The organism is Streptomyces sp. NPDC090077 (assembly GCF_044747545.1).
In the GTDB taxonomy this organism is placed as follows: Bacteria; Actinomycetota; Actinomycetes; order Streptomycetales; family Streptomycetaceae; genus Streptomyces.
In genome coordinates this window covers 105,751-127,304 of the sequence record NZ_JBIVEG010000011.1, presented here as the reverse complement: position 1 = coordinate 127,304, position 21,554 = coordinate 105,751, and the positions used below count along the sequence as shown (strand labels likewise).

Below are 21,554 nucleotides of genomic sequence, written 5' to 3'. Positions count from 1 at the left end.
GGCGAAGGCCGTACGCAGACCAGTGCCCCGGGTCCGTCCAGGACCCGGGGCACTGCCGTGGGCGGGGGCCGTCAGCGGCGGAAGCGGTGACAGGTGTAGGCCAGGGTGCCGAGCAGCAGCCGGGCCTGCGGGGGGCCGCCCGCACTGTCCAGCGCGGGCCCGCGCAGCCAGGTGGCCGGGCCCAGGCCCGCGTGGTCGCAGGGCGGGGCGGTCAGGAAGGCGCCGCGGCCCAGGGCGCGCAGGTCCAGATCGGCGTCGTCCCAGCCCATCCGGTACAGCAGCTCGGGCAGCTCGGCGGCGGCGCCCGGGGCGACGAAGAACTGCGCCCGGCCGTCCGGGGTGGCCGTCACGGGCCCCAGCGGCAGGCCCATCCGCTCCAGCCGGACCAGGGCGCGCCGGCCGGCCTCGGCGGAGACCTCGATGACGTCGAAGGAGCGGCCGACCGGGAGCAGGACCGCCGCGCCCGGGTACTCGCCCCAGATCGCGGCGACCTCGTCCAGGGTGGCGCCCCCCGGGACGGTCGGAGCGAAGTCCAGCGGGTGCGCCCCCGGCGCACCGCAGTTCGTATGACCGCAGGAGCAGTCGCGGCCCGGAGCGGCGGCGCGGGCGCCGGGGACCGCGTCCCAGCCCCAGAGCCCGGTGTACTCCGCCACCGTCGTGCACTCCGAGGTGCGTCCGCGGCGCCGGACGCCGGAACGGAACTCCTTGGTGCTGCGGCTGCCGCCGATCGTGAAGCCCATGCCCATGCCCCCTCCAACGGGTCGGACGCGCCGGTGGTTACGACGTCGGCGAGACCTGTCGGAGGCCGGGTGGTGCGCGCCGTCCACCGGAGCCGCCCGGCGCACTCCTCGCCGCGCGCGCCCCGAGCGCACTCCCGTCCAACCACTGTCGTTTCGCCTTGGTGTCAAGTGAATCGCGCCTGGCCGGTGGCGAGTTCATTCGAAGGGGTGGCGAATGGTGGCGTTTCTGGAATCGACCTCGCCGACGGGGTGATCGTAGGATTACTTTCGGTGCACGAACCTGGACGGCGGACCCCAACCGTGGGTATGCCGGAGGCAATCGGTGGAGGACCTGTGAAGGTCCATGGCGGAGTGGGCCGCCCCGGCCAGGGTTCCGTGTGAAGAGGCGATGCGGATGGGGGCGTTCCAGTGAGCGGCAACGGCGCAAGCGGAACGAGCGGCGAATCCGCTGTCCGGAACGAACAGCTGACCTCGTGGTTCGTCCGCAGCGGCTGGTCCAAGGGCGAACTCGCCCGCCAGGTCAACCGCCGCGCGCGCCAGATGGGCGCCCACCACATCAGCACCGACACCTCCCGCGTGCGCCGCTGGCTCGACGGCGAACAGCCCCGCGAACCCGTCCCGCGCATCCTCTCGGAGCTCTTCTCCGAACGCTTCGGCTCCGTCGTCGCCATCGAACAGCTCGGCCTGCGCACCGCCCACCAGACCCCCTCCGTCTCCGGCGTCGACCTGCCCTGGGCGGGTCCGCAGACCGTGGAGCTGCTCAGCGAGTTCTCCCGCAGTGACCTGATGCTCGCCCGCCGGGGCTTCCTCGGGACCTCGCTCGCCCTCTCCGCCGGCCCCGCCCTCATCGAGCCCATGCAGCGCTGGCTCGTCCCGTCCCCGGCCGCCGACCTCGGACCGCGCCCCGAGACCGGGCCGTCGGGCGCGCTCGGCGGACACCGGCCGCCCCGGCTGTCCGAGCCCGAGCTCGACCTCCTCGAAGCCACCACCGTGATGTTCCGCCAGTGGGACGCCCAGTGCGGCGGCGGCCTGCGCCGCAAGGCCGTCGTCGGCCAGCTCCACGAGGTCACCGACCTGCTCCAGGAGAGCCACCCGGCCCCGGTCATGAAGCGGCTGTTCAAGGTCGCCGCCGAACTCGCCGAACTGGCCGGCTGGATGAGCTACGACATCGGCCTGCACCCCACCGCGCAGAAGTACTTCGTCCTCGCGCTGCACGCCGCGAAGGAAGCCGGCGACAAGCCGCTCGGCTCCTACATCCTGTCCGGCATGAGCCGCCAGATGATCCACCTGGGCCGCCCCGAGGACGCCCTGGAGCTCATCCACCTCGCCCAGTACGGCAGCCGCGACTGCGCCGGACCGCGCACCCAGGCCATGCTGTACGCGATGGAGGCCCGCGCCTACGCCAACATGGGCCAGCCCAGCCGCTGCAAGCGGGCCGTGCGGATGGCCGAGGACACCTTCTCCGACGTCGGCTTCGACTCCGAGCCCGAACCCGACTGGATCCGCTTCTTCTCCGAGGCCGAACTCAACGGCGAGAACTCGCACTCCTACCGCGACCTGGCCTACGTGGCCGGGCGCAGCCCCACCTACGCCTCCCTCGCAGAACCGGTGATGGAACGGGCCGTGGAACTCTTCGCCAAGGACGGGGAGCACCAGCGCTCGTACGCCCTGAACCTCATCGGCATGGCCACCGTCCACCTGCTCCAGCGCGAGCCGGAACAGGCCACCGTCCTCGTGGACCAGGCCCTTGACGTGGCGAGAAAGGTGCGGTCCGAACGGGTGAACACCCGGCTCCGCAAGACCGTCGACACCGCCGCCCGTGAATACGGGGACGTGGCCGAGGTGGTCCGGCTGACCGACCTCCTCGCCTCCCGGCTGCCGGAGGCCGCGGAGGCCGTCTGAGCCGCCCCGCGGCCCGGGCCCGCGCCTGACGTGGGCCCGACCCCGGCCTGACCCCCGCCTGACCCGGTCCCGACGCGTTCCTCACCGGTTCATGGAGGCGTAACACGCCCGACCTCTTCGTCATCGGCGCGAAACACCCAGCGGCGCCGCCGGAAACCGTCCTGCGCGAATCTCAGGGCCAATAACCGGCCAGACCTTACGCCGCCGCTCAGGTTTCCCACGATCGCCCGCACGCGAACGTACCGACGACGAGGAGACGCCGATGGCATCAGCCATCACGACCCTCGCAGCAGACGCCCCGACCCTGTCTGCCGCGAACACCGGGTTCATGCTCATCTGCTCCGCCCTGGTCATGCTGATGACCCCGGGACTCGCCTTCTTCTACGGAGGCATGGTCCGCGTCAAGAGCAGCCTCAACATGCTGATGATGAGCTTCATCAGCCTCGGGATCGTCACGATCCTCTGGGTCCTCTACGGCTTCAGCCTCGCCTTCGGCACCGACTCGGGCTCCGTGATCGGCTGGAACTCCGACTACGTCGGCCTCAGCGGCATCGGCCTCACCGAGCTGTGGGACGGCTACACCATCCCCGTCTACGTCTTCGCCGTCTTCCAGCTGATGTTCGCGGTCATCACCCCCGCCCTGATCAGCGGCGCCCTCGCGGACCGCGTCAAGTTCAGCGCCTGGGTGCTCTTCACCGCCCTGTGGGTCACCGTCGTCTACTTCCCCGTCGCCCACTGGGTGTGGGGCGCCGGCGGCTGGCTCTTCGAACTCGGCGTCATCGACTTCGCCGGCGGCACCGCCGTCCACATCAACGCGGGCGCCGCCGCCCTCGGCGTCATCCTGGTCATCGGCAAGCGCGTCGGCTTCAAGAAGGACCCGATGCGCCCGCACAGCCTCCCCCTGGTCATGCTCGGCGCGGGCCTGCTGTGGTTCGGCTGGTTCGGCTTCAACGCCGGCTCCTGGCTCGGCAACGACGACGGCGTCGGCGCCGTCATGTTCGTCAACACCCAGGTCGCCACCGCCGCCGCCATGCTCGCCTGGCTCGGCTACGAGAAGCTGCGCCACGGCTCCTTCACCACCCTGGGAGCCGCCTCCGGCGCCGTCGCCGGCCTCGTCGCCATCACCCCCGCGGGCGGCTCCGTCAGCCCGCTCGGCGCGATCGCCGTCGGCGCCATCGCCGGTGTGCTGTGCGCCATGGCCGTCGGCCTGAAGTACAAGTTCGGCTACGACGACTCCCTCGACGTGGTCGGCGTCCACCTCGTCGGCGGCATCGCCGGCTCCCTGCTCGTCGGCTTCTTCGCCACCGGCGGCGTCCAGTCCGAGGCCAAGGGCCTCTTCTACGGCGGCGGCCTGGAACAGCTCGGCAAGCAGGCCATCGGGGTCTTCTCCGTCCTCGCCTACTCCCTCGTCGTATCGGCGATCATGGCCTTCCTCCTCGACAAGACCATCGGGATGCGGGTCGCGGAGGACGTCGAGGTCTCCGGCATCGACCAGGTCGAGCACGCCGAGACCGCATACGACTTCAGCGGCGCCGGCGGCGGGATCTCCGCACGGACCACCACCGCCCCCGCCCCCGCCGCGAGCAAGAAGGTCGACGCATGAAGCTGATCACCGCCATCGTCAAGCCCTACAAGCTGGACGAGATCAAGGAAGCCCTCCACGCCTTCGGGGTCCAGGGCCTCACCGTCTCCGAGGCCAGCGGATACGGACGCCAGCGCGGCCACACCGAGGTCTACCGCGGCGCCGAGTACACCGTGGACCTCGTACCCAAGATCCGCATCGAGGTGCTGGTCGAGGACGAGGAGGCCGAAGAGCTCATCTCCGTCATCGTCAGCGCCGCCCGGACCGAGAAGATCGGCGACGGCAAGGTGTGGAGCGTCCCCGTGGACTCGGTCGTCCGGGTCCGCACCGGCGAGCGCGGCGCCGACGCGCTCTAGACAGGGGAGCCCCGGGTGACGAGCGTCGAAGAGACCACGCAGGACGACCCGGCCGGCTCCGGACCCGGCGGCTACGCCGAGGCCCGGCTGCGACTCCTCCAGGAGGAGTCGCGGTCCGGGCCTTCCCGGCGTTCCGCCCTGTCCGGGCTGACCGACCAATGGCTGAACGCACAGTTCGCGCGGGCCGCGCGGGAGACCGGCGTGCGCGGCGCCGCCCTCGTCGCCGTCGGCGGCTACGGCCGCGCCGACCTCTCCCCGCGCAGCGACCTCGACCTGCTGCTGCTCCACGACGGCAAGGCGCGGCCCGCCGAACTGAGCGCGCTCGCCGACCGCCTCTGGTACCCCGTGTGGGACCTCGGCCTGGCCCTGGACCACTCCGTGCGCACCCCCGGCGAGGCCCGCAAGACCGCCGCCGAGGACCTCAAGGCCCACCTCGGACTGCTCGACGCACGGCTCGTCTCCGGCGACGCCGGGCTGCTCGCCGGGCTGCGCACCGCGGTGCTCGCCGACTGGCGCAACCAGGCCGCCCGACGGCTCCCGCAGCTGCACGCCCTGTGCCGGGAACGGGCCGAGCGCGCCGGCGAGCTGCGCTTCCTGCTGGAACCCGACCTCAAGGAGGCGCGCGGCGGCCTGCGCGACGTCACCGTCCTGCGGGCCGTCGCCGCCTCCTGGCTCGCCGACGCCCCGCGCGAGGGGCTCGCCGAGGCCCGGCGGCGGCTGCTCGACGCGCGCGACGCGCTGCACCTGGTCACCGGCCGGGCCACCGACCGGCTGGCGCTCCAGGAGCAGCCCCAGGTCGCCGCCCGGCTGGGGCTGCTCGACGCCGACGCGCTGCTGCGCGAGGTGTACGAGGCCGCGCGGGTCGTCGCGTACGCGGGCGACGTCACCTGGCGGGAGGTCGGGCGGGTGCTGCGCGCCCGGGCCGCCCGGCCGAGGCTGCGCGGACTCCTCGGCACCCGGGGTACGACGGCCCCCGAGCGGGCGCCGCTGGCCGAGGGGGTGGTGGAGTCCGACGGGGAGGCGGTGCTCGCGCTGGCCGCCCGGCCCGAACGGGACCCCGTGCTGCCCCTGCGCTTCGGCGCCGCCGCCGCACAGGCGGGCCTGCCCGTCTCGCTGCACGCCGTACGCCGCCTCGCCGCGCAGGCCCGGCCGCTGCCCGTGCCGTGGCCGGCGGAGGCCCGGGAGCAGCTGCTGACCCTGCTGGGCGCGGGGGAGCCGATGGTCGGGGTGTGGGAGGCCCTGGAGGCCGAGGGCCTGATCAGCAGGCTGCTGCCCGACTGGGAGCGGGTGCGCTGCCGCCCCCAGCACAACCCCGTGCACACCTGGACGGTGGACCGGCACCTGATCGAGACGGCCGTCCGGGCCTCGGCGCTGACCCGCCGGGTGGGCCGGCCCGACCTGCTGCTGATGGCCGCCCTGCTGCACGACATCGGCAAGGGCTGGCCGGGCGACCACTCCCTCGTCGGCGAGACCATCGCCCGGGACATGGCCGTGCGGGTCGGCTTCGACGCCGAGGACACCGCCGTGCTGGGCACCCTCGTACGCCACCACCTGCTCCTCGTGGACACCGCGACCCGGCGGGACCTCGACGACCCGGCGACCGTCACCGCGGTGGCCCGGGCCGTCGGGTCGACCGGCACCCTGGAGGTCCTGCACGCCCTCACCGAGGCCGACGCCCTCGCGACCGGGCCCGCCGCCTGGAGCACCTGGCGGGGCTCCCTGGTGGCCGACCTGGTGCGGCGGGTCGCCGCCGTGCTCAGCGGGGCCCCGCCCGCCGGCCCCGAGCCGGACCTGCCCACCGCGGAGCAGGAGCGGCTGGCGCTGGAGGCGCTGCGCACCGGGGAGCCGGTGCTCACCCTGCACGCCCGGCAGGAGGAGGACGAGGCCGTCGGCGTCGAGCTGGCCGTGGCCGTCCCCGACCAGCCCGGGGTGCTCCCGGCGGTCTCCGGGGTGCTGGCCCTGCACCGGCTGACGGTGCGGGCGGCCGACCTGCGGTTCCTGGAGCTGCCGGACCACCTGGGCGAGGTGCTGGTGCTGCGCTGGCGGGTGGCCGCGGAGTACGGCGCCCTCCCGCAGGCCGCCCGGCTGCGCACCGACCTGGTGCGGGCCCTGGACGGCAGCCTGGACGTCCCGGCGAAGCTGGCCGGCCGGGAGGCGGCGTACCCGCGCCGGCGCGGGGTCGTTCCCCCGCCGCCGCGCGTCACGGTGGTCCCGGACGTCTCGCCGCTGGCCACGGTCCTGGAGGTCCGCGCCCCGGACGCGGTGGGGCTGCTGCACCGGATCGGGCGCGCCCTGGAGGCGGCGGGGGTCCGGGTGCGGAGCGCGCACGTCTCCACGCTGGGGGCGAACGCGGTGGACACGGTCTACGTCGTCGACCCCGACGGCAAACCCCTCCCGCCGACAGCGGCCGCCGCCGTGGCCGCCCAGGTCCAGACCGCCCTGACCTAGCCCCCGCTGCGCGGGGCCGAGCTCCCCGCCCCGCCCTTCGCCCGTTCCCCGGGCTGCGCCCGGACCCCTTGCGGGGGCTCTGCCCCCGCGCGCCCGTCGCCTCAAACGCCGGCGAGGCTGAAATCAGCCTCGCCGGCGTTTGAGGCGACGGGCGCGCAGCGTCCGTACGGGGTCAGGGGCGGAGCCCCTGGGAACGGTGGAAGGGCGGGTAGGGGACCCCAGCCCCGCGCAGCGGCACCGGCGCAGCCCCCGGTGGGGAGGCGGGCCCGGTGACCCCGCCCCCGGGAGGGGGAACGGGCGGATACCCTGGGGGGCGACCATCACGCCCCCGACCCGAGGAATCGCGACCACCGTGTTCGATACGCTTTCCGACCGCCTCAGCGCGACCTTCAAGTCCCTCCGGGGCAAAGGCCGCCTCTCCGAGCAGGACATCGACGCTGCGGCGCGGGAAATCCGTATCGCCCTCCTCGAGGCCGACGTCGCCCTCCCCGTCGTCCGCTCCTTCATCGCGAACGTCAAGGAGAGGGCCCGCGGTGCCGAGGTCAGCAAGGCGCTGAACCCCGGCCAGCAGGTCCTGAAGATCGTCAACGACGAGCTCGTCGCCATCCTCGGCGGCGAGACCCGCCGGCTGCGCTTCGCCAAGACCGCGCCCACCGTGATCATGCTGGCCGGTCTCCAGGGTGCCGGTAAGACCACCCTCGCCGGAAAGCTCGGCTTCTGGCTGAAGGGGCAGGGCCACACCCCGCTCCTGGTCGCCTGCGACCTCCAGCGCCCCAACGCCGTCAACCAGCTCAGCGTCGTCGCCGACCGCGCCGGCGTCGCGATCTACGCGCCCCAGCCCGGCAACGGCGTCGGCGACCCGGTCCAGGTGGCCAAGGACTCCGTCGAGTACGCCCGTGCCAAGCAGCACGACATCGTCATCGTCGACACCGCCGGCCGCCTCGGCATCGACCAGGAGCTGATGCAGCAGGCCGCGGACATCCGCGACGCCGTCAGCCCGGACGAGATCCTCTTCGTCGTCGACGCGATGATCGGCCAGGACGCGGTCAACACCGCCGAGGCCTTCCGCGACGGCGTCGGCTTCGACGGCGTGGTGCTGTCCAAGCTCGACGGCGACGCCCGCGGTGGTGCCGCGCTCTCCATCGCGCACGTCACCGGCAAGCAGATCATGTTCGCCTCGAACGGCGAGAAGCTCGACGAGTTCGACGCCTTCCACCCCGACCGCATGGCGGGCCGGATCCTCGACATGGGTGACATGCTCACCCTCATCGAGCAGGCCGAGAAGACCTTCTCGCAGGCCGAGGCCGAGAAGATGGCGGCCAAGCTCGCCAAGGGCCCCAAGGAGTTCACGCTCGACGACTTCCTGGCCCAGATGGAGCAGGTCCGCAAGATGGGCTCCATCTCCAAGCTCCTCGGCATGCTGCCGGGCATGGGCCAGATCAAGGACCAGATCAACAACATCGACGAGCGCGACGTGGACCGCACCGCCGCGATCATCAAGTCGATGACCCCGGCCGAGCGCCAGGACCCGCACATCATCAACGGCTCGCGCCGCGCCCGCATCGCCAAGGGCTCCGGTGTCGAGGTCAGCGCCGTGAAGTCGCTCGTGGAGCGGTTCTTCGACGCCCGCAAGATGATGTCCCGCATGGCCCAGGGCGGCGGGATGCCCGGCATGCCCGGCATCCCGGGCATGGGCGGAGGCCCCGGCCGGCAGAAGAAGCAGGTCAAGCAGGCCAAGGGCAAGCGCAAGAGCGGCAACCCGATGAAGCGCAAGGAAGAGGAGGCCGCGGCCGCGGCCCGCCGCGAGCAGGGCGCCCAGGCCGTCGAGCCCGCCGCGGGCGGCAACCCGTTCGGGCTCCCCGCCGGCGGCGGCCAGCCCGGTCAGGACTTCGACCTTCCGGACGAGTTCAAGAAGTTCATGAAGTAGCAGGTCGAGAAGCACCTGCCGAAGGGCCCCGGGCACGTCGTGCGCCCGGGGCCCTTCCGCATCTGCGGGAGCATCGGGTCGATTTGTCGCTTATGGTCGGCCGGGAGGACGGCATGACGGCATGACGGCATAAGGAGGCACCCACGTGCCCAGCCCCACCCCCGTACCGCCGCGCGACCGGGCCGACACCCCCTGGCGCTCCGAGGGCGCCCCGCCCGACCCGCCCGCCAAGCGGAAGCTGCCCGGCGGGGGATGGCGCGGACTGGTCCTCGCCGCCCTGATCGTCTTCCTGCTGACCAACCTCGTGCTGTCCTTCTTCAACGAGGGCGACGAGCCGACGATCTCGTACACGGAGTTCAGCAAGCAGGTCGCCGACGGCAACGTCTCCAAGATCTACTCCAAGGGCGACGCCATCCAGGGCGAGCTCAAGAACAAGCAGCCGCTCCCCGGCGACAAGGGCGACTACACCAAGTTCGTCACCCAGCGCCCCGCCTTCGCCGACGACCAGCTGTGGTCCAGCCTCACGAGCAAGGGCGTCACCGTCACCGCCTCCCCGGTGGTCGTGCAGCGCAGCTTCCTGGCCAACCTGCTGATCTCCCTCGCCCCGATGCTGCTCCTCGTCGGCCTGTGGCTGCTCATCGCCCGCCGGATGGGCTCGGCCATGGGCGGGATGGGTGCGCTGGGCCGCAAGGGCCCGCCCAAGCCGGTGGAACTGGAAGCGGGCGCCCCGCGCACCACCTTCGACGACGTCGCCGGCATCGACGAGGTCGAGGGCGAGCTGAACGACGTCGTCGACTTCCTCAAGAACCCCCAGCAGTACCGCGACATGGGCGCCCGGATGCCCGGCGGCGTCCTGCTCGCCGGTCCTCCCGGCACCGGCAAGACCCTGCTCGCGCGGGCCGTCGCCGGAGAGGCCGGGGTGCCCTTCTTCTCCGCGTCCGCCTCCGAGTTCATCGAGATGATCGTCGGGGTCGGCGCCTCCCGGGTCAGGGAGCTCTTCACCGAGGCCCGCAAGGTGGCCCCCGCGATCGTGTTCATCGACGAGATCGACACCATCGGCAGGGTCCGCGGCGGCGGCGCGGCCATGGGCGGGCACGACGAGCGCGAACAGACCCTCAACCAGATCCTCACCGAGATGGACGGGTTCTCCGGCTCCGAGGGCGTCGTCGTCCTCGCCGCCACCAACCGGGCGGACGTCCTCGACCCCGCCCTGACCCGGCCCGGCCGCTTCGACCGCACGGTCGTGGTCTCCCCGCCCGACCGGGACGGCCGCGAGGCCATCCTGCGCATCCACACCCGCGACATCCCGCTCGCCCCCGGCGTCGACCTCGCCCAGGTGGCCCGCACCACCCCCGGCATGACCGGGGCCGAACTCGCCAACCTGGCCAACGAGGCCGCGCTGCTCGCCGTCAAGCGCAAGCAGCGCCAGGTCACCCAGGCGGACCTCTCCGACGCCCTGGAGAAGGTCCAGCTCGGCGCGGAACGCCCCCTGGTGATGCCGCTGGAGGAACGCCGCCGCACCGCCTACCACGAGAGCGGCCACGCCCTGCTGGGCATGCTCCAGCCCGGCGCCGACCCCGTACGCAAGATCACCATCGTGCCCCGGGGCAGGGCGCTCGGCGTCACCCTCTCCACCCCCGACGCGGACCGGTACGCGTACACGGAGGAGTACCTCCGGGGCCGCATCATCGGCGCGCTCGGCGGCATGGCGGCCGAGCAGACCGTCTACGACGTGATCACCACCGGCGCCGAGAACGACCTCGAACAGGTCACCAACATCGTCCGCGGCATGGTCGCCCGCTGGGGCATGAGCGAGCGCGTCGGCAAGCTCACCGCGATCCCCTCCGACGGGCAGGGCCCCTACGGCCTGGCCGCCGCCCCCACCACGCTCGACACCGTGGACCACGAGATGCGGCGGATCGTCGACGAGTGCTACGAGGAGGCCTGCCGCCTGCTGCGCGAGCACCGGCCGAAGCTCGACGCCCTCGCCGGGGCCCTGCTGGAGGCCGAGACCCTGGACGAGCAGGCGGCGTACGCGGCGGCCGGCATCCCCCGCCTCGCCAAGTGACCCGCACCGCCCCGTTACGCCACCCGGGCGACGACGTACCGGAAGATGTTCGGCAGCCAGACGGCTCCGTCGGCCCGCTCGTACGGGTGAAGGGCCTCCGCGAGCTCCTTCTCCGCCAGGGCGGGATCCGCGGCGCCCCCGTACAGCCCGGTCGACAGCAGACCCCGTACCGCGCTGTCCACGTCCGCGTACCCGAAGGGGCAGAACACCCGCCCCGACCCGTCGGGCACCAGCCCCGCCCGCGCCGCCAGCGCGTCCAGGTCCAGGGCCGCCGGGCCGCCGCCGGGCACCGCCGGCACCGTGCAGCGCTCCAGGGGGCCCCAGCCGGCCAGCACCACCGCGCCGCCCCGCCGGACCGCGGGCAGGGCCGCGGCCAGGGCGCCCGGGGAGGGCGCGAAGGCGAGCAGCACGTCGTAGGGGCGCGCCGCGGGCACCGGGGGAGCCGCCACCACCTCCAGCAGCCGTTCGCGGGCCAGGGCCCGGCGGGCCGGATCCGCCTCCACGCCGGTGGCGGAGGCACCCCGCCCGCCGGCCAGCAGCAGGGCCAGCCCGGCCCCGCAGTCGAGGCCCAGCAGCCGGTCGCCCGGCCCCAGCTCCAGCCGGTCGTAGACCGCTTCGTACAGCGGGACCAGCATCCGTTCCTGGATCTCCGCCCAGTCCCGGGCGACGAGCGTCGCCGTCGGCGTCGGTGTCATCGAAAGAGCGCTCCTGATTCCGTCTCGCCCCCTTGCCCCCGTTGCCAGGGAACTCCCCATTCGCCCCCGCGTCCAGAGGAGCGCGCCACCCGATTCACGCTCGGCCCGCCCGGCGCCGTACCATTCGCGCCATGGCAAAGGCACCCGTTCTCACCCCGCAGGCGGAGGATTTCCCCCGCTGGTACCAGGATCTGATCAACAAGGCCGAGCTGGCCGACAACGGTCCGGTCCGCGGCACCATGGTCATCCGCCCGTACGGCTACGGCCTGTGGGAGCGGATGCAGCAGGAGATGGACGCCCGGATCAAGGACGCCGGTGCCCAGAACGCCTACTTCCCGCTGTTCATCCCGCAGTCGTACCTGACGAAGGAAGCCGAGCACGTCGAGGGCTTCGCCCCCGAGCTCGCGGTCGTCACCCACGGCGGCGGCAAGGAGCTGGAAGAGCCGGTCGTCGTCCGGCCCACCTCCGAGACGATCATCAACGACTACTTCTCCAAGTGGGTCCAGAGCTACCGGGACCTGCCGCTGCTGATCAACCAGTGGGCCAACGTGGTCCGCTGGGAGATGCGCCCCCGCGTGTTCCTCCGTACGAGCGAGTTCCTCTGGCAGGAGGGCCACACCGCCCACGCCACGTACGAGGACGCCCGCGACTACGCGGCCCGCATCCACCGCGACGTCTACGGCGACTTCATGACGAACGTGCTCGGCATCGACGTCGTGCTCGGCCGCAAGACCGCCAAGGAGCGCTTCGCCGGCGCCATCAACACCCTCACCCTCGAGGGCATGATGGGCGACGGCAAGGCCCTGCAGATGGGCACGAGCCACGAGCTCGGCACCAATTTCGCCAAGGCCTTCAACACCCAGTACCTGTCGAAGGAGGGCCAGCAGGAGCTGGTCTGGCAGACCTCGTGGGGCGTCTCGACCCGCATGGTCGGCGGTCTGATCATGTCCCACGGCGACGACAACGGCCTGCGGGTGCCGCCGCGCCTGGCGCACGTCCAGGTCGTCGTCATGGCGATCAAGGGCGACGAGGCCGTGGCGAAGGTCCGCGAGCTGGGTGCGCAGCTGAAGGCCGCCGGCATCCGCGTCCACGTGGACGACCGCGTCGACACCCCCTTCGGCCGCCGCGCCGTCGACTGGGAGCTCAAGGGCGTACCGGTCCGCATCGAGATCGGCCCCCGCGACCTGGAGGCCGGCACCGCGATGCTGGCCCGCCGGATCCCGGGCGGGAAGACCCCGGTGCAGATCGACGCCCTCGTCGACCTGCTGCCCAAGGTCCTCGACGAGGACCAGGCGCAGCTGCTGCGCGAGTCCCGCGAGCGCCGCGAGGCCCGTACGACCGACGTCGCCACCATCGAGGAGGCCGCCGAGGCCGCCATCGCGGGCAACTGGGCGCGCATCCCGTGGGCCGACCTCGGCCCCGAGGGCGAGGCCAAGCTGGGCGAGCAGGCCGTCTCGGTGCGCTGCCTGGTGGCCGAGGACGGGTCGGTCCCGGTGGCCGACGACGCCCCCGGTACGCTCGCGATCGTCGCGCGCTCCTACTGAGTTCCCCCGGCGCCCCCGGCGTGCGGCTCCGGCCGCGCACCGGGGGCATCGGTGTCGATAGCCCTCGTTACGTACCGACTCCTCCTGGGATATGCGCACCCGTCCTCGTCGGGACGCATCAGTGTGAACTGACTGGTACGTGCAAAAAATTTGGAATGGCCCGGAATCGGAACACCGGGGCACCCCGGCTCGTTGTCACGACGTGAGCACGACACCACCTGTTCTCGCCGCAGAGCTGGCGCAGGCGTGGGCCGACATTCAGCGGTACCACCCCGAGCTGCCTGACCTTGCCGCGCCCGAGTCCCTGATCGGAGAGTCCTCGTCCGCCTGCGGCGCCGAGCTCTCCTTCGAGCGACTGCTGCACGAGGCAGTCCACGGCATCGCGGCCGCCCGCGGAGTGCGTGACACCTCGCGCGCCGGCCGCTACCACAACCGCAGATTCCTCGCGATCGCCGAGGAGCTGGGGCTGGATCACTCCGAGGAACCGCACGCCAGCAGCGGGTTCTCCCTGGTCACCCTGAATCCCGAGGCCAAGAAGCGCTACCGGCCGACCATCGAGCGGCTCCAGCGCGCCCTGAAGGCGCATACGGCGGCCACCGCGGCCGACACCAAGCGCAGCTTCCGCGGCCCGGCCGCCCGGCACGGCTCCTCGGGCGGCGGTGTACGGGTCAAGGCGGTCTGCGACTGCGGGCGCAACGTCCGGGTGGTCCCCTCCGTGCTGGCGCAGGCCCCGATCGTCTGCGGCGGCTGCATGAAGCCCTTCCGGATCCCCGAGGTCGCCACCGCGGCCGCCTCCTGACCGCGACCGCCCGGTGCGCGGTGCGCGGGCGTGGTCCGACGGGGCCGGTGCGGGCCGCCGGGGCGTGGCCGGTCCCGCCCGTGCGGCGGCCCGCGCCGCGAGCCGGGGTGCGGGCCGCCGGGGGCGGTCCCTCCCGCTCGGAAGCGCCGCAGGCGTGTGGCACAATGGGCAGCTGTACTCGACAGCCGCATAGGACCCCTCTCTCCTCCGGCTGACGCGTCCATCGGGCACCCGAGTACCGCAACCCCACGTGGCATCTCAAGTGCCCAACCACGTCAAGTTCAGGAGACACCACTCCAGTGGCAGTCAAGATCAAGCTCAAGCGCCTCGGTAAGATCCGCTCCCCGCACTACCGCATCGTCGTCGCCGACGCTCGCACCCGCCGGGACGGTCGCGCGATCGAGGAGATCGGCATCTACCAGCCGACCTACAACCCCTCGCGCATCGAGGTCAACGCCGAGCGCGCGCAGTACTGGCTGTCCGTGGGCGCCCAGCCCACCGAGGCCGTTCTCGCCATCCTCAAGCTGACCGGTGACTGGCAGGCGCACAAGGGCCTCCCGGCCCCCGCGCCGCTGCTGCAGCCGGCGACGAAGGAAGACAAGCGTCGCTCCTTCGACGAGTTCGCCAAGGCCCTCGAGGGCATCGGCGAGGGCAAGGGCGAGGCCATCACGCAGAAGAAGAAGGCCGACAAGAAGGCGGACGAGGCCGAGGCCGCCGCCGAGTCGACCGAGGCCTGAGCATGCTCGAGGAGGCTCTTGAGCACCTCGTAAAGGGCATTGTGGACAACCCCGACGACGTGCAGGTCGCCTCGCGCAACCTGCGCCGCGGGCAGGTGCTGGAGGTCCGGGTGCACCCCGACGACCTCGGCAAGGTGATCGGCCGCAACGGCCGCACCGCTCGTGCCCTGCGTACCGTCGTGGGCGCCATCGGCGGCCGGGGGATCCGCGTCGACCTCGTCGACGTGGACCAGGTCCGCTGAGCAGTTGAACACCGGCACGGGCCGGGGAGGGCATACGTGCCCGCCCCGGCCCGTCGTCGTCTGAACAGGAGACTTACAAGGTGGAGCTGGTAGTCGCGCGGGTCGGCCGCGCCCACGGGATCAAGGGTGAGGTCACCGTCGAGGTGCGGACCGACGAGCCGGAGCTGCGGCTCTCGCCCGGCGCCGTGCTGCGCACCGACCCGGCGTCGGCAGGTCCGCTGACCATCGAGACGGGCCGGGTGCACAGCAGCCGGCTGCTGCTCCGCTTCGAGGGCGTCAAGGACCGCACCGCCGCCGAGGCGCTGCGCAACACCCTCCTGATCGCGGACGTCGATCCGGCGGAGCTGCCCGAGGAGGAGGACGAGTACTACGACCACCAGCTCATGGACCTGGACGTGGTGCTGGAGGACGGCACCGAGATCGGCCGGATCACCGAGATCTCGCACCTGCCCTCGCAGGACCTCTTCATCGTCGAGCGCCCGGACGGCACCGAGGTCATGATCCCCTTCGTCGAGGAGATCGTCGCCGAGATCGACCTGGAGGAGCAGCGGTGCGTCATCACCCCGCCGCCCGGGCTGATCGACGACCGCGCCGAGGTCGCCTCCGCGCGTGACGCCGAGGCCGCGGAGGCCGCCGGCGCCGGCGCCGACGCCGCCGACGCCGAGAAGTCCGGGGACGACGCCTGATGCGGCTCGACGTCGTCACGATCTTCCCCGAGTACCTGGAGCCGCTGAACGTCTCCCTCGTCGGCAAGGCGCGGGCGCGCGGCCAGCTCGACGTGCACGTGCACGACCTGCGGGAGTGGACGTACGACCGGCACAACACCGTCGACGACACCCCGTACGGCGGCGGCCCCGGCATGGTCATGAAGACCGACCCCTGGGGCGAGGCCCTGGACTCGGCGCTGGCCGACGGCTACGAGTCCGGCGCCCACGGCCCGGTCATGGTCGTGCCCACGCCCAGCGGCCGGCCCTTCACCCAGGAACTGGCCGTCGAGCTCTCCGAGCGGCCCTGGCTGATCTTCACCCCGGCCCGCTACGAGGGCATCGACCGCCGCGTCATGGACGAGTACGCGACGCGGATGCCGGTCTACGAGGTCTCCATCGGGGACTACGTGCTCGCGGGCGGGGAGGCGGCCGTGCTGGTCGTCACCGAGGCCGTGGCCCGGCTGCTGCCCGGAGTGCTCGGCAACGCCGAATCGCACCGCGACGACTCCTTCGCCCCCGGCGAGATGGCCAACCTGCTCGAAGGCCCCGTCTACACCAAGCCCCCGCAGTGGCGCGGCCGGGGCATCCCCGAGGTGCTGCTCAGCGGCCACCACGGGAAGATCGCCCGCTGGCGCCGGGACGAGGCCTTCCGCCGCACCGCGCAGAACCGGCCGGACCTGATCGAGCGCTGCGAGGCCTCCGCCTTCGACAAGAAGGACCGCGAGATCCTCAGCATCCTGGGCTGGAAGCCGTCCCCGGACGGCCGATTTTGGCGCAGGCCGGAGGCCGTGGAAGAATAGGCGGCTGCTGTGTGCTTCCGTACGCTCCTGCCACAGGGGGATCGCCGTACGGGGAGTGGCACGGCTCCCGAATTCTCTACGGAAACCCGCCCGGCGACCTGTGGCGTCGTGCGAAGAAAGCAGACGAACAACATGTCTCACCTGCTCGATGGCGTCAACGCCGCCTCCCTGCGCACGGACGTCCCGGCCTTCCGCCCGGGTGACACGATCAACGTGCACGTCCGCGTGATCGAGGGCAACCGCTCCCGTATCCAGCAGTTCAAGGGCGTTGTCATCCGTCGCCAGGGCTCTGGCGTCTCCGAGACCTTCACCGTTCGCAAGGTCTCCTTCAGCGTCGGCGTGGAGCGCACCTTCCCGGTCCACTCCCCGATCTTCGAGAAGATCGAGCTCGTCACCCGCGGTGACGTGCGTCGCGCCAAGCTGTACTTCCTCCGTGAGCTCCGCGGCAAGGCCGCGAAGATCAAGGAGAAGCGCGACCGCTGATCTCCTCTCCGGGTTCCGGGGACGGGCGGATAGGCTCGCACCCGATGGACACCGAAGCAGAGCTCACACAGCGCGGCCACTCCTCCCCCGAGCAGGGGGAGGGGCGGCCGCGTTCTGCTTTTTCCGGGTCCTCGTCGTCCGGCTCCCGGCCGTCCGGCTCCTGGCTGTCCGGCCCGTGGCGGTCCGGGTCCTGGAAGCGGGCCGGGCTGATCGGTGCGGTCTGCGCCGTCTTCCTGCTGATGCTGGCCAATTTCGTCGTCCAGCCCTTCCAGATCCCCAGCCGGTCCATGGAGCCGACGCTCCAGGTGGGGGACCGGGTGCTGGTGAACAAGCTGGCGTACCGTTTCGGCGCCGAGCCGCGGCGCGGGGACGTGGTGGTCTTCGACGGCGCCGGTTCCTTCGTGCGCGAGCCCGCGGACGGCAACCCCGTGGCCGACGCCGTGCACGGCGCCTTCGCGGCCCTCGGGCTCGCGGAGCCCTCCGACACCGACTTCGTGAAGCGGGTCGTGGGCGTCGGCGGGGACGACGTGGTGTGCTGCGACCAGGGCGGCCGGATCCAGGTCAACGGAGTCCCGGTGGACGAGCCCTACCTGTACGCCGGAGACTCGGCCTCGAAGGTGCCCTTCCGGATCGTCGTCCCGCTGGGGACCCTGTGGGTCATGGGCGATCACCGCTCCCAGTCCCGGGACTCCCGGGACCACCTGGGGGAGCCTGGCGGAGGGATGGTGCCGGTGGAGAAGGTGATCGGCCGGGCCGACTGGATCGGCTGGCCGGTGTCGCGCTGGGGTTCGGTGTCCGGTGCGCGCGCCGGGGACGGCTCCGATGGGTAGCCGAGGGCGCCCGCGGGGTGCGGGCCGCCCGGAGCCGGGACCCGGGTCCGCGCCCGCCCGGGAGCCCGCCGCAGCCGCCGCGCCGGAGCCGGCGACCGGGGACACCGGAGGGGCCGGGGGCGCGGAGCCCGTGGAGCCGGTGGAGCCCGTAGAGCCCGGGGGGCGGGCCGAGCGGCGCCGACTGGCGCGCAAGGTCCGCCGGCGCAGGCGCACCCGCCGGGTGGGCGAGCTGCCGCTGCTGGTGGCGGTCGCGCTGTGCATAGCCCTGGTGCTCAAGACCTTCCTGGTACAGGCCTTCTTCATCCCGTCCGGGTCCATGGAGCAGACGATCCGGATCGGGGACCGGGTACTGGTCGACAAGCTGACCCCGTGGTTCGGCTCGAAGGTCGAGCGGGGCCAGGTCGTCGTGTTCAAGGACCCGGGCGGCTGGCTCAAGGGCGAGGCCGCGCGGTCCGAACCCGACCCGGCGGGCGTGCGGCAGGTCAAGCAGGCCCTGACCTTCATCGGCCTGCTGCCCTCGGCGGACGAACAGGACCTGATCAAGCGCGTGATCGGCGTCGGCGGGGACACGGTGAAGTGCTGTGACGCCCGGGGGCGGGTGACCGTCAACGGAGCGCCGCTCGATGAGCCTTACGTGTCACCCGGCAACGCCCCCTCCGAGATCCGGTTCGAGGTGCGCGTACCGGCCGGACGGATCTTCGTGATGGGCGACCACCGCGCCAATTCGGCCGATTCCCGTTACCACCTCGACGAGGCCTTCGAGGGCACCATCGACGAGAAGGGCGTGGTCGGGCAGGCTGTGGTGATCGCCTGGCCGTACGACCACTGGCGCGGACTCGACCAGCCGGCGACCTTCCTGTCGGTTCCGGATCCCGTACGGGGCGGTCGGCGGCGCGGGCCCCGTCGGCGTCGTCCTGGCACGCCGTTCGCATAGTGTGGCCCTGGTCTCCCGCGCCTTAGGGAACTCCCGCTCGTTAGGGGAGGGGAGGGCCCGTTCCCGATCCGGTGCGGGCAGCGGTTTTCCGAGTGAGGAGTGGATGTGGGGGACGTGGCGGTAGGCGCACGATCCGGACGCGATGAGGGCGAGGAGCGGCCGGACGACGCCGTCGGGCACGAGACCGAGGAGGAGGGCGCCGAGGCCGAGAAGCCGCGTTCCTTCTGGAAGGAGCTCCCGCTCCTGATCGGTATCGCCCTGCTGCTGGCCCTGCTGATCAAGACCTTCCTGGTTCAGGCGTTCTCGATCCCGTCCGACTCGATGCAGAACACCCTGCAGCGCGGTGACCGGGTGCTGGTGGACAAGCTGACCCCGTGGTTCGGATCGGAGCCCGAGCGCGGCGAGGTCGTGGTCTTCCACGACCCGGCGAACTGGCTGGCGGGGGAGCCCACCCCGGAGCCCAACATCGCGCAGACGATCCTGAGCAAGATCGGCCTGATGCCGTCGGCCGACGAGAAGGACCTGATCAAGCGGACCATCGCCATCGGCGGGGACACCGTGGAGTGCAAGAAGGGCGGCCCGGTCGTCGTCAACGGCAAGGCGCTGGACGAGCCGTACATCTTCCCCGGCAACAGCGCGTGCGACGACTTCCCCTTCGGCCCGATCACCGTGCCCAAGGGCAAGATCTGGGTGATGGGCGACCACCGGCAGAACTCCCAGGACTCCCGCTACCACCAGCAGGACTCCACCCAGGGCTTCGTCCCGGTCAAGGACGTCGTCGGGCGGGCCGTGGTGGTGGCGTGGCCGATCACCCGCTGGTCCACGCTCCCCGTCCCGGACACCTTCGACCAGCCGGGCATCGGCAAGCAGCCGCCGGCGCCGCTGCACTCGCCGCAGGCGAGCGGCGCGGGCACGGCGGGCGTCACCCCGGCCGCGCTGGGCCTCGTCGGGGCCGTTCCCCTGGTCATGTGGCGCAGGCGGAGGCTGACCAAGGGGCGTACCGCCCGGTAGGGTGCCGCCCAGGTCGACGATCTCCGAGGCATGGGGGCGCTGCAATGGGCGGAACGCAGACAATACGCACGCGCAAGGACGGCCGCGGCGGCCTCGGCACCACGTTGTCGGGGATCGCCGTGGCCGTCGGCTTCGTGCTCTTCCTGGGCGGCTTCGTCTGGGGTGCCGTGGTCTACCAGCCGTACACGGTGCCGACGGACTCGATGGTGCCGACGGTGCAGCCGGGTGACCGGGTGCTGGCGCAGCGGATCGACGGCGGTGAGGTGCGGCGCGGTGACGTGGTCGTCTTCACCGACACCGTGTGGAGCAACGCGCCCATGGTCAAGCGGGTCGTGGCGGTCGGCGGGGACACCGTGTCCTGCTGCGGTCAGGGCGGCCGGCTGACCGTCAACGGCGAGCCGCTGGACGAGCCGTACCTGGACCGGGAGGGCGACAGTGCGGCGGCGGCCGCGGGCACGAAGCAGTTCGAGGTGAAGGTCCCCGAGGGCAACCTCTTCCTGATGGGCGACCGGCGCGGCGCCTCGCTGGACTCCCGGTCGCACCTGGAGGACGCCGGCCAGGGGACGGTGCCCCGCTCGGCGGTCTCGGCCCGGGTCGACGCCCTCGCGTGGCCGTCCGTGAAGATGCTGGACCGGCCGCAGGTCTTCGCCGCCCTGCCCGGCGGGATCTCCGCTCCCGGGCCGCTGCGGCTCCAGGTGACGGCGATCGTGGCCGGCGCGGCCCTGGTGGTGCTGGGCGGTGCCTACGGGCCGGTCGCGCGGCTCCTGGGGCGCGGGCGCGGGAGGGCGGGCACCGGTGGCCGCTGAACCGCCGCGGGCCCCGCGCCGGGTCTCGCGGGTGATCCTGCTCGACCCCGACGACCGGATCCTGCTGCTGCACGGCTTCGAACCGGACGACCCCGACGACGACTGGTGGTTCACGCCCGGCGGGGGCCTGGAGGGCGACGAGAGCCGGGAGCAGGCCGCGCTGCGGGAACTCGCCGAGGAGACCGGGATCACAGAGGTGGAGCTGGGGCCGGTCCTGTGGCACCGGTACTGCGCCTTTCCCTTCGCCGGCAGGCGCTGGGAGCAGGACGAGTGGTACTTCCTGGCCCGAACCGCCCAGACCGACACCGAGATGGGCGGCCTCACCGAGCTGGAGCGGCGCAGCGTCACGGGGGCCAGGTGGTGGACCTCCGAGGAACTGCTCGCGGCCCGTGAGACGGTGTACCCGACCAGACTGGCCGAGCTGCTCCGGACGCTGCTCGACGACGGTCCTCCGGACGCTCCGGTGGTCCTCGCCCCGGAAATCGTTTAGGGGCGTACGGCCCTGGCGCACAATAGGGGGACGCACGGCTGAAGGGGAACATGCCATGAGCGCCGAGGACCTCGAGAAGTACGAGACCGAGATGGAGCTGAAGCTCTATCGGGAGTACCGCGACGTCGTCGGGCTGTTCAAGTACGTGATCGAGACCGAACGACGTTTCTACCTCACCAACGACTACGAGATGCAGGTGCACTCGGTCCAGGGAGAGGTCTTCTTCGAGGTCTCCATGGCCGACGCGTGGGTCTGGGACATGTACCGGCCGGCCCGCTTCGTCAAGCAGGTCCGCGTGCTGACCTTCAAGGACGTGAACATCGAGGAGCTCAACAAGAGCGACCTCGAACTGCCCGGCGCCGACCTCCCGGGCTGACCGGCACCCCGCTCCACGGGCCCGCCACCCGCCGCTCACCGGACCGGTTCACCCGCAGGGGTGAGCCGGTTGTCCAC

General features: G+C 72.3%; 21 protein-coding genes. 19 read left to right on the top strand and 2 right to left on the bottom strand.

The annotated features are described in order from the left end of the window. Positions 1-71 precede the first annotated feature (71 nt). On the bottom strand, positions 72-740 hold the full coding sequence (locus tag ACIPW5_RS20065; protein ID WP_401246485.1) for a bifunctional DNA primase/polymerase: 669 nt from the start codon (positions 738-740) through the stop codon (positions 72-74). Between the two features lie 408 nt (positions 741-1,148). Here ACIPW5_RS20065 and ACIPW5_RS20060 point away from each other — a divergent pair, with 408 nt between their 5' ends. The 6 genes from ACIPW5_RS20060 to ftsH all read left to right on the top strand — a co-directional run bounded on the left by ACIPW5_RS20060 (position 1,149) and on the right by ftsH (position 11,023). Further along, a complete protein-coding gene (locus ACIPW5_RS20060) occupies positions 1,149-2,642 on the top strand; it encodes a hypothetical protein (protein ID WP_401246482.1) in 1,494 nt (497 codons plus the stop codon). A gap of 262 nt (positions 2,643-2,904) precedes the next feature. Continuing rightward, a complete protein-coding gene (locus ACIPW5_RS20055; RefSeq protein WP_401246479.1) occupies positions 2,905-4,245 on the top strand; it encodes an ammonium transporter in 1,341 nt (446 codons plus the stop codon). Further along, the gene (locus ACIPW5_RS20050; RefSeq protein WP_361610247.1) at positions 4,242-4,580 is read left to right on the top strand and encodes a P-II family nitrogen regulator; all 339 of its coding nucleotides are present in this window, start codon (positions 4,242-4,244) and stop codon (positions 4,578-4,580) included. The genes ACIPW5_RS20055 and ACIPW5_RS20050 overlap by 4 nt, the downstream gene beginning before the upstream one ends. A 15-nt stretch (positions 4,581-4,595) precedes the next feature. Continuing rightward, positions 4,596-7,028: a [protein-PII] uridylyltransferase gene (locus ACIPW5_RS20045; RefSeq protein ID WP_401246475.1), complete on the top strand. Its 2,433-nt coding sequence runs from the start codon at positions 4,596-4,598 to the stop codon at positions 7,026-7,028. 352 nt (positions 7,029-7,380) lie between these two features. Then, entirely contained in the window at positions 7,381-8,955 is a 1,575-nt protein-coding gene (gene ffh / locus ACIPW5_RS20040; RefSeq protein WP_401246472.1) for a signal recognition particle protein, read from the top strand. Positions 8,956-9,100: 145 nt separating this feature from the next. Then, positions 9,101-11,023 carry an ATP-dependent zinc metalloprotease FtsH gene (gene ftsH, locus ACIPW5_RS20035; RefSeq protein ID WP_401246470.1) on the top strand — a complete coding sequence of 641 codons (1,923 nt, stop codon included), beginning with the start codon at positions 9,101-9,103 and terminating at the stop codon, positions 11,021-11,023. A gap of 14 nt (positions 11,024-11,037) precedes the next feature. On the opposite strand, the gene ACIPW5_RS20030 is transcribed toward ftsH, so the two are convergent. After that, complete coding sequence (locus tag ACIPW5_RS20030) at positions 11,038-11,718, bottom strand: methyltransferase type 11 (protein ID WP_401246467.1); 681 nt, start codon at positions 11,716-11,718, stop codon at positions 11,038-11,040. 131 nt (positions 11,719-11,849) lie between these two features. On the opposite strand from ACIPW5_RS20030, the gene proS reads away from it, so the two are divergent. The 13 genes from proS (at position 11,850) to ACIPW5_RS19965 (ending at position 21,477) form a co-directional block, all read left to right on the top strand. Continuing rightward, positions 11,850-13,262, top strand: a complete 1,413-nt coding sequence (gene proS / locus ACIPW5_RS20025; protein ID WP_401246464.1) for a proline--tRNA ligase — start codon at positions 11,850-11,852, stop codon at positions 13,260-13,262. A 202-nt stretch (positions 13,263-13,464) separates the two neighbouring features. Continuing rightward, entirely contained in the window at positions 13,465-14,061 is a 597-nt protein-coding gene (locus tag ACIPW5_RS20020) for a hypothetical protein (RefSeq protein ID WP_401246462.1), read from the top strand. A gap of 299 nt (positions 14,062-14,360) precedes the next feature. Continuing rightward, on the top strand, positions 14,361-14,798 hold the full coding sequence (rpsP, locus tag ACIPW5_RS20015; RefSeq protein ID WP_125817063.1) for a 30S ribosomal protein S16: 438 nt from the start codon (positions 14,361-14,363) through the stop codon (positions 14,796-14,798). Between the two features lie 2 nt (positions 14,799-14,800). Beyond that, complete coding sequence (locus ACIPW5_RS20010) at positions 14,801-15,040, top strand: RNA-binding protein (protein ID WP_007266827.1); 240 nt, start codon at positions 14,801-14,803, stop codon at positions 15,038-15,040. Positions 15,041-15,120: 80 nt separating this feature from the next. Further along, entirely contained in the window at positions 15,121-15,726 is a 606-nt protein-coding gene (gene rimM, locus ACIPW5_RS20005) for a ribosome maturation factor RimM (protein ID WP_401246459.1), read from the top strand. Then, positions 15,726-16,547: a tRNA (guanosine(37)-N1)-methyltransferase TrmD gene (gene trmD / locus ACIPW5_RS20000; RefSeq protein ID WP_401246457.1), complete on the top strand. Its 822-nt coding sequence runs from the start codon at positions 15,726-15,728 to the stop codon at positions 16,545-16,547. The genes rimM and trmD overlap by 1 nt, the downstream gene beginning before the upstream one ends. A gap of 132 nt (positions 16,548-16,679) precedes the next feature. Then, complete coding sequence (gene rplS / locus ACIPW5_RS19995) at positions 16,680-17,030, top strand: 50S ribosomal protein L19 (protein ID WP_030227407.1); 351 nt, start codon at positions 16,680-16,682, stop codon at positions 17,028-17,030. Positions 17,031-17,074: 44 nt separating this feature from the next. After that, entirely contained in the window at positions 17,075-17,860 is a 786-nt protein-coding gene (lepB, locus tag ACIPW5_RS19990) for a signal peptidase I (protein ID WP_401246455.1), read from the top strand. Between the two features lie 139 nt (positions 17,861-17,999). Beyond that, on the top strand, positions 18,000-18,794 hold the full coding sequence (gene lepB, locus ACIPW5_RS19985) for a signal peptidase I (protein WP_401246452.1): 795 nt from the start codon (positions 18,000-18,002) through the stop codon (positions 18,792-18,794). Positions 18,795-18,908: 114 nt separating this feature from the next. Then, positions 18,909-19,805, top strand: a complete 897-nt coding sequence (gene lepB / locus ACIPW5_RS19980) for a signal peptidase I (protein ID WP_401246449.1) — start codon at positions 18,909-18,911, stop codon at positions 19,803-19,805. A 44-nt stretch (positions 19,806-19,849) separates the two neighbouring features. Further along, entirely contained in the window at positions 19,850-20,611 is a 762-nt protein-coding gene (gene lepB, locus ACIPW5_RS19975) for a signal peptidase I (protein ID WP_401246446.1), read from the top strand. Then, positions 20,601-21,101: an NUDIX hydrolase gene (locus ACIPW5_RS19970; protein ID WP_401246443.1), complete on the top strand. Its 501-nt coding sequence runs from the start codon at positions 20,601-20,603 to the stop codon at positions 21,099-21,101. The genes lepB (ACIPW5_RS19975) and ACIPW5_RS19970 overlap by 11 nt, the downstream gene beginning before the upstream one ends. Before the next feature lie 55 nt (positions 21,102-21,156). After that, positions 21,157-21,477, top strand: a complete 321-nt coding sequence (locus ACIPW5_RS19965; protein ID WP_007266836.1) for a DUF2469 domain-containing protein — start codon at positions 21,157-21,159, stop codon at positions 21,475-21,477. The last annotated feature ends 77 nt before the right edge of the window (positions 21,478-21,554 follow it).

Coding starts and splice junctions, on each gene's coding strand:
- ACIPW5_RS20055 (WP_401246479.1), top strand. CDS start 2,905: ATGGCATCAGCCATCACGACCCTCGCAGCAGACGCCCCGACCCTGTCT.
- trmD (WP_401246457.1), top strand. CDS start 15,726: ATGCGGCTCGACGTCGTCACGATCTTCCCCGAGTACCTGGAGCCGCTG.
- lepB (WP_401246455.1), top strand. CDS start 17,075: ATGGACACCGAAGCAGAGCTCACACAGCGCGGCCACTCCTCCCCCGAG.
- ACIPW5_RS20030 (WP_401246467.1), bottom strand. CDS start 11,718: ATGACACCGACGCCGACGGCGACGCTCGTCGCCCGGGACTGGGCGGAG.
- ACIPW5_RS20010 (WP_007266827.1), top strand. CDS start 14,801: ATGCTCGAGGAGGCTCTTGAGCACCTCGTAAAGGGCATTGTGGACAAC.
- ACIPW5_RS20065 (WP_401246485.1), bottom strand. CDS start 740: ATGGGCTTCACGATCGGCGGCAGCCGCAGCACCAAGGAGTTCCGTTCC.
- ACIPW5_RS19965 (WP_007266836.1), top strand. CDS start 21,157: ATGAGCGCCGAGGACCTCGAGAAGTACGAGACCGAGATGGAGCTGAAG.
- ACIPW5_RS20050 (WP_361610247.1), top strand. CDS start 4,242: ATGAAGCTGATCACCGCCATCGTCAAGCCCTACAAGCTGGACGAGATC.
- lepB (WP_401246446.1), top strand. CDS start 19,850: ATGGGCGGAACGCAGACAATACGCACGCGCAAGGACGGCCGCGGCGGC.
- rplS (WP_030227407.1), top strand. CDS start 16,680: ATGTCTCACCTGCTCGATGGCGTCAACGCCGCCTCCCTGCGCACGGAC.
- proS (WP_401246464.1), top strand. CDS start 11,850: ATGGCAAAGGCACCCGTTCTCACCCCGCAGGCGGAGGATTTCCCCCGC.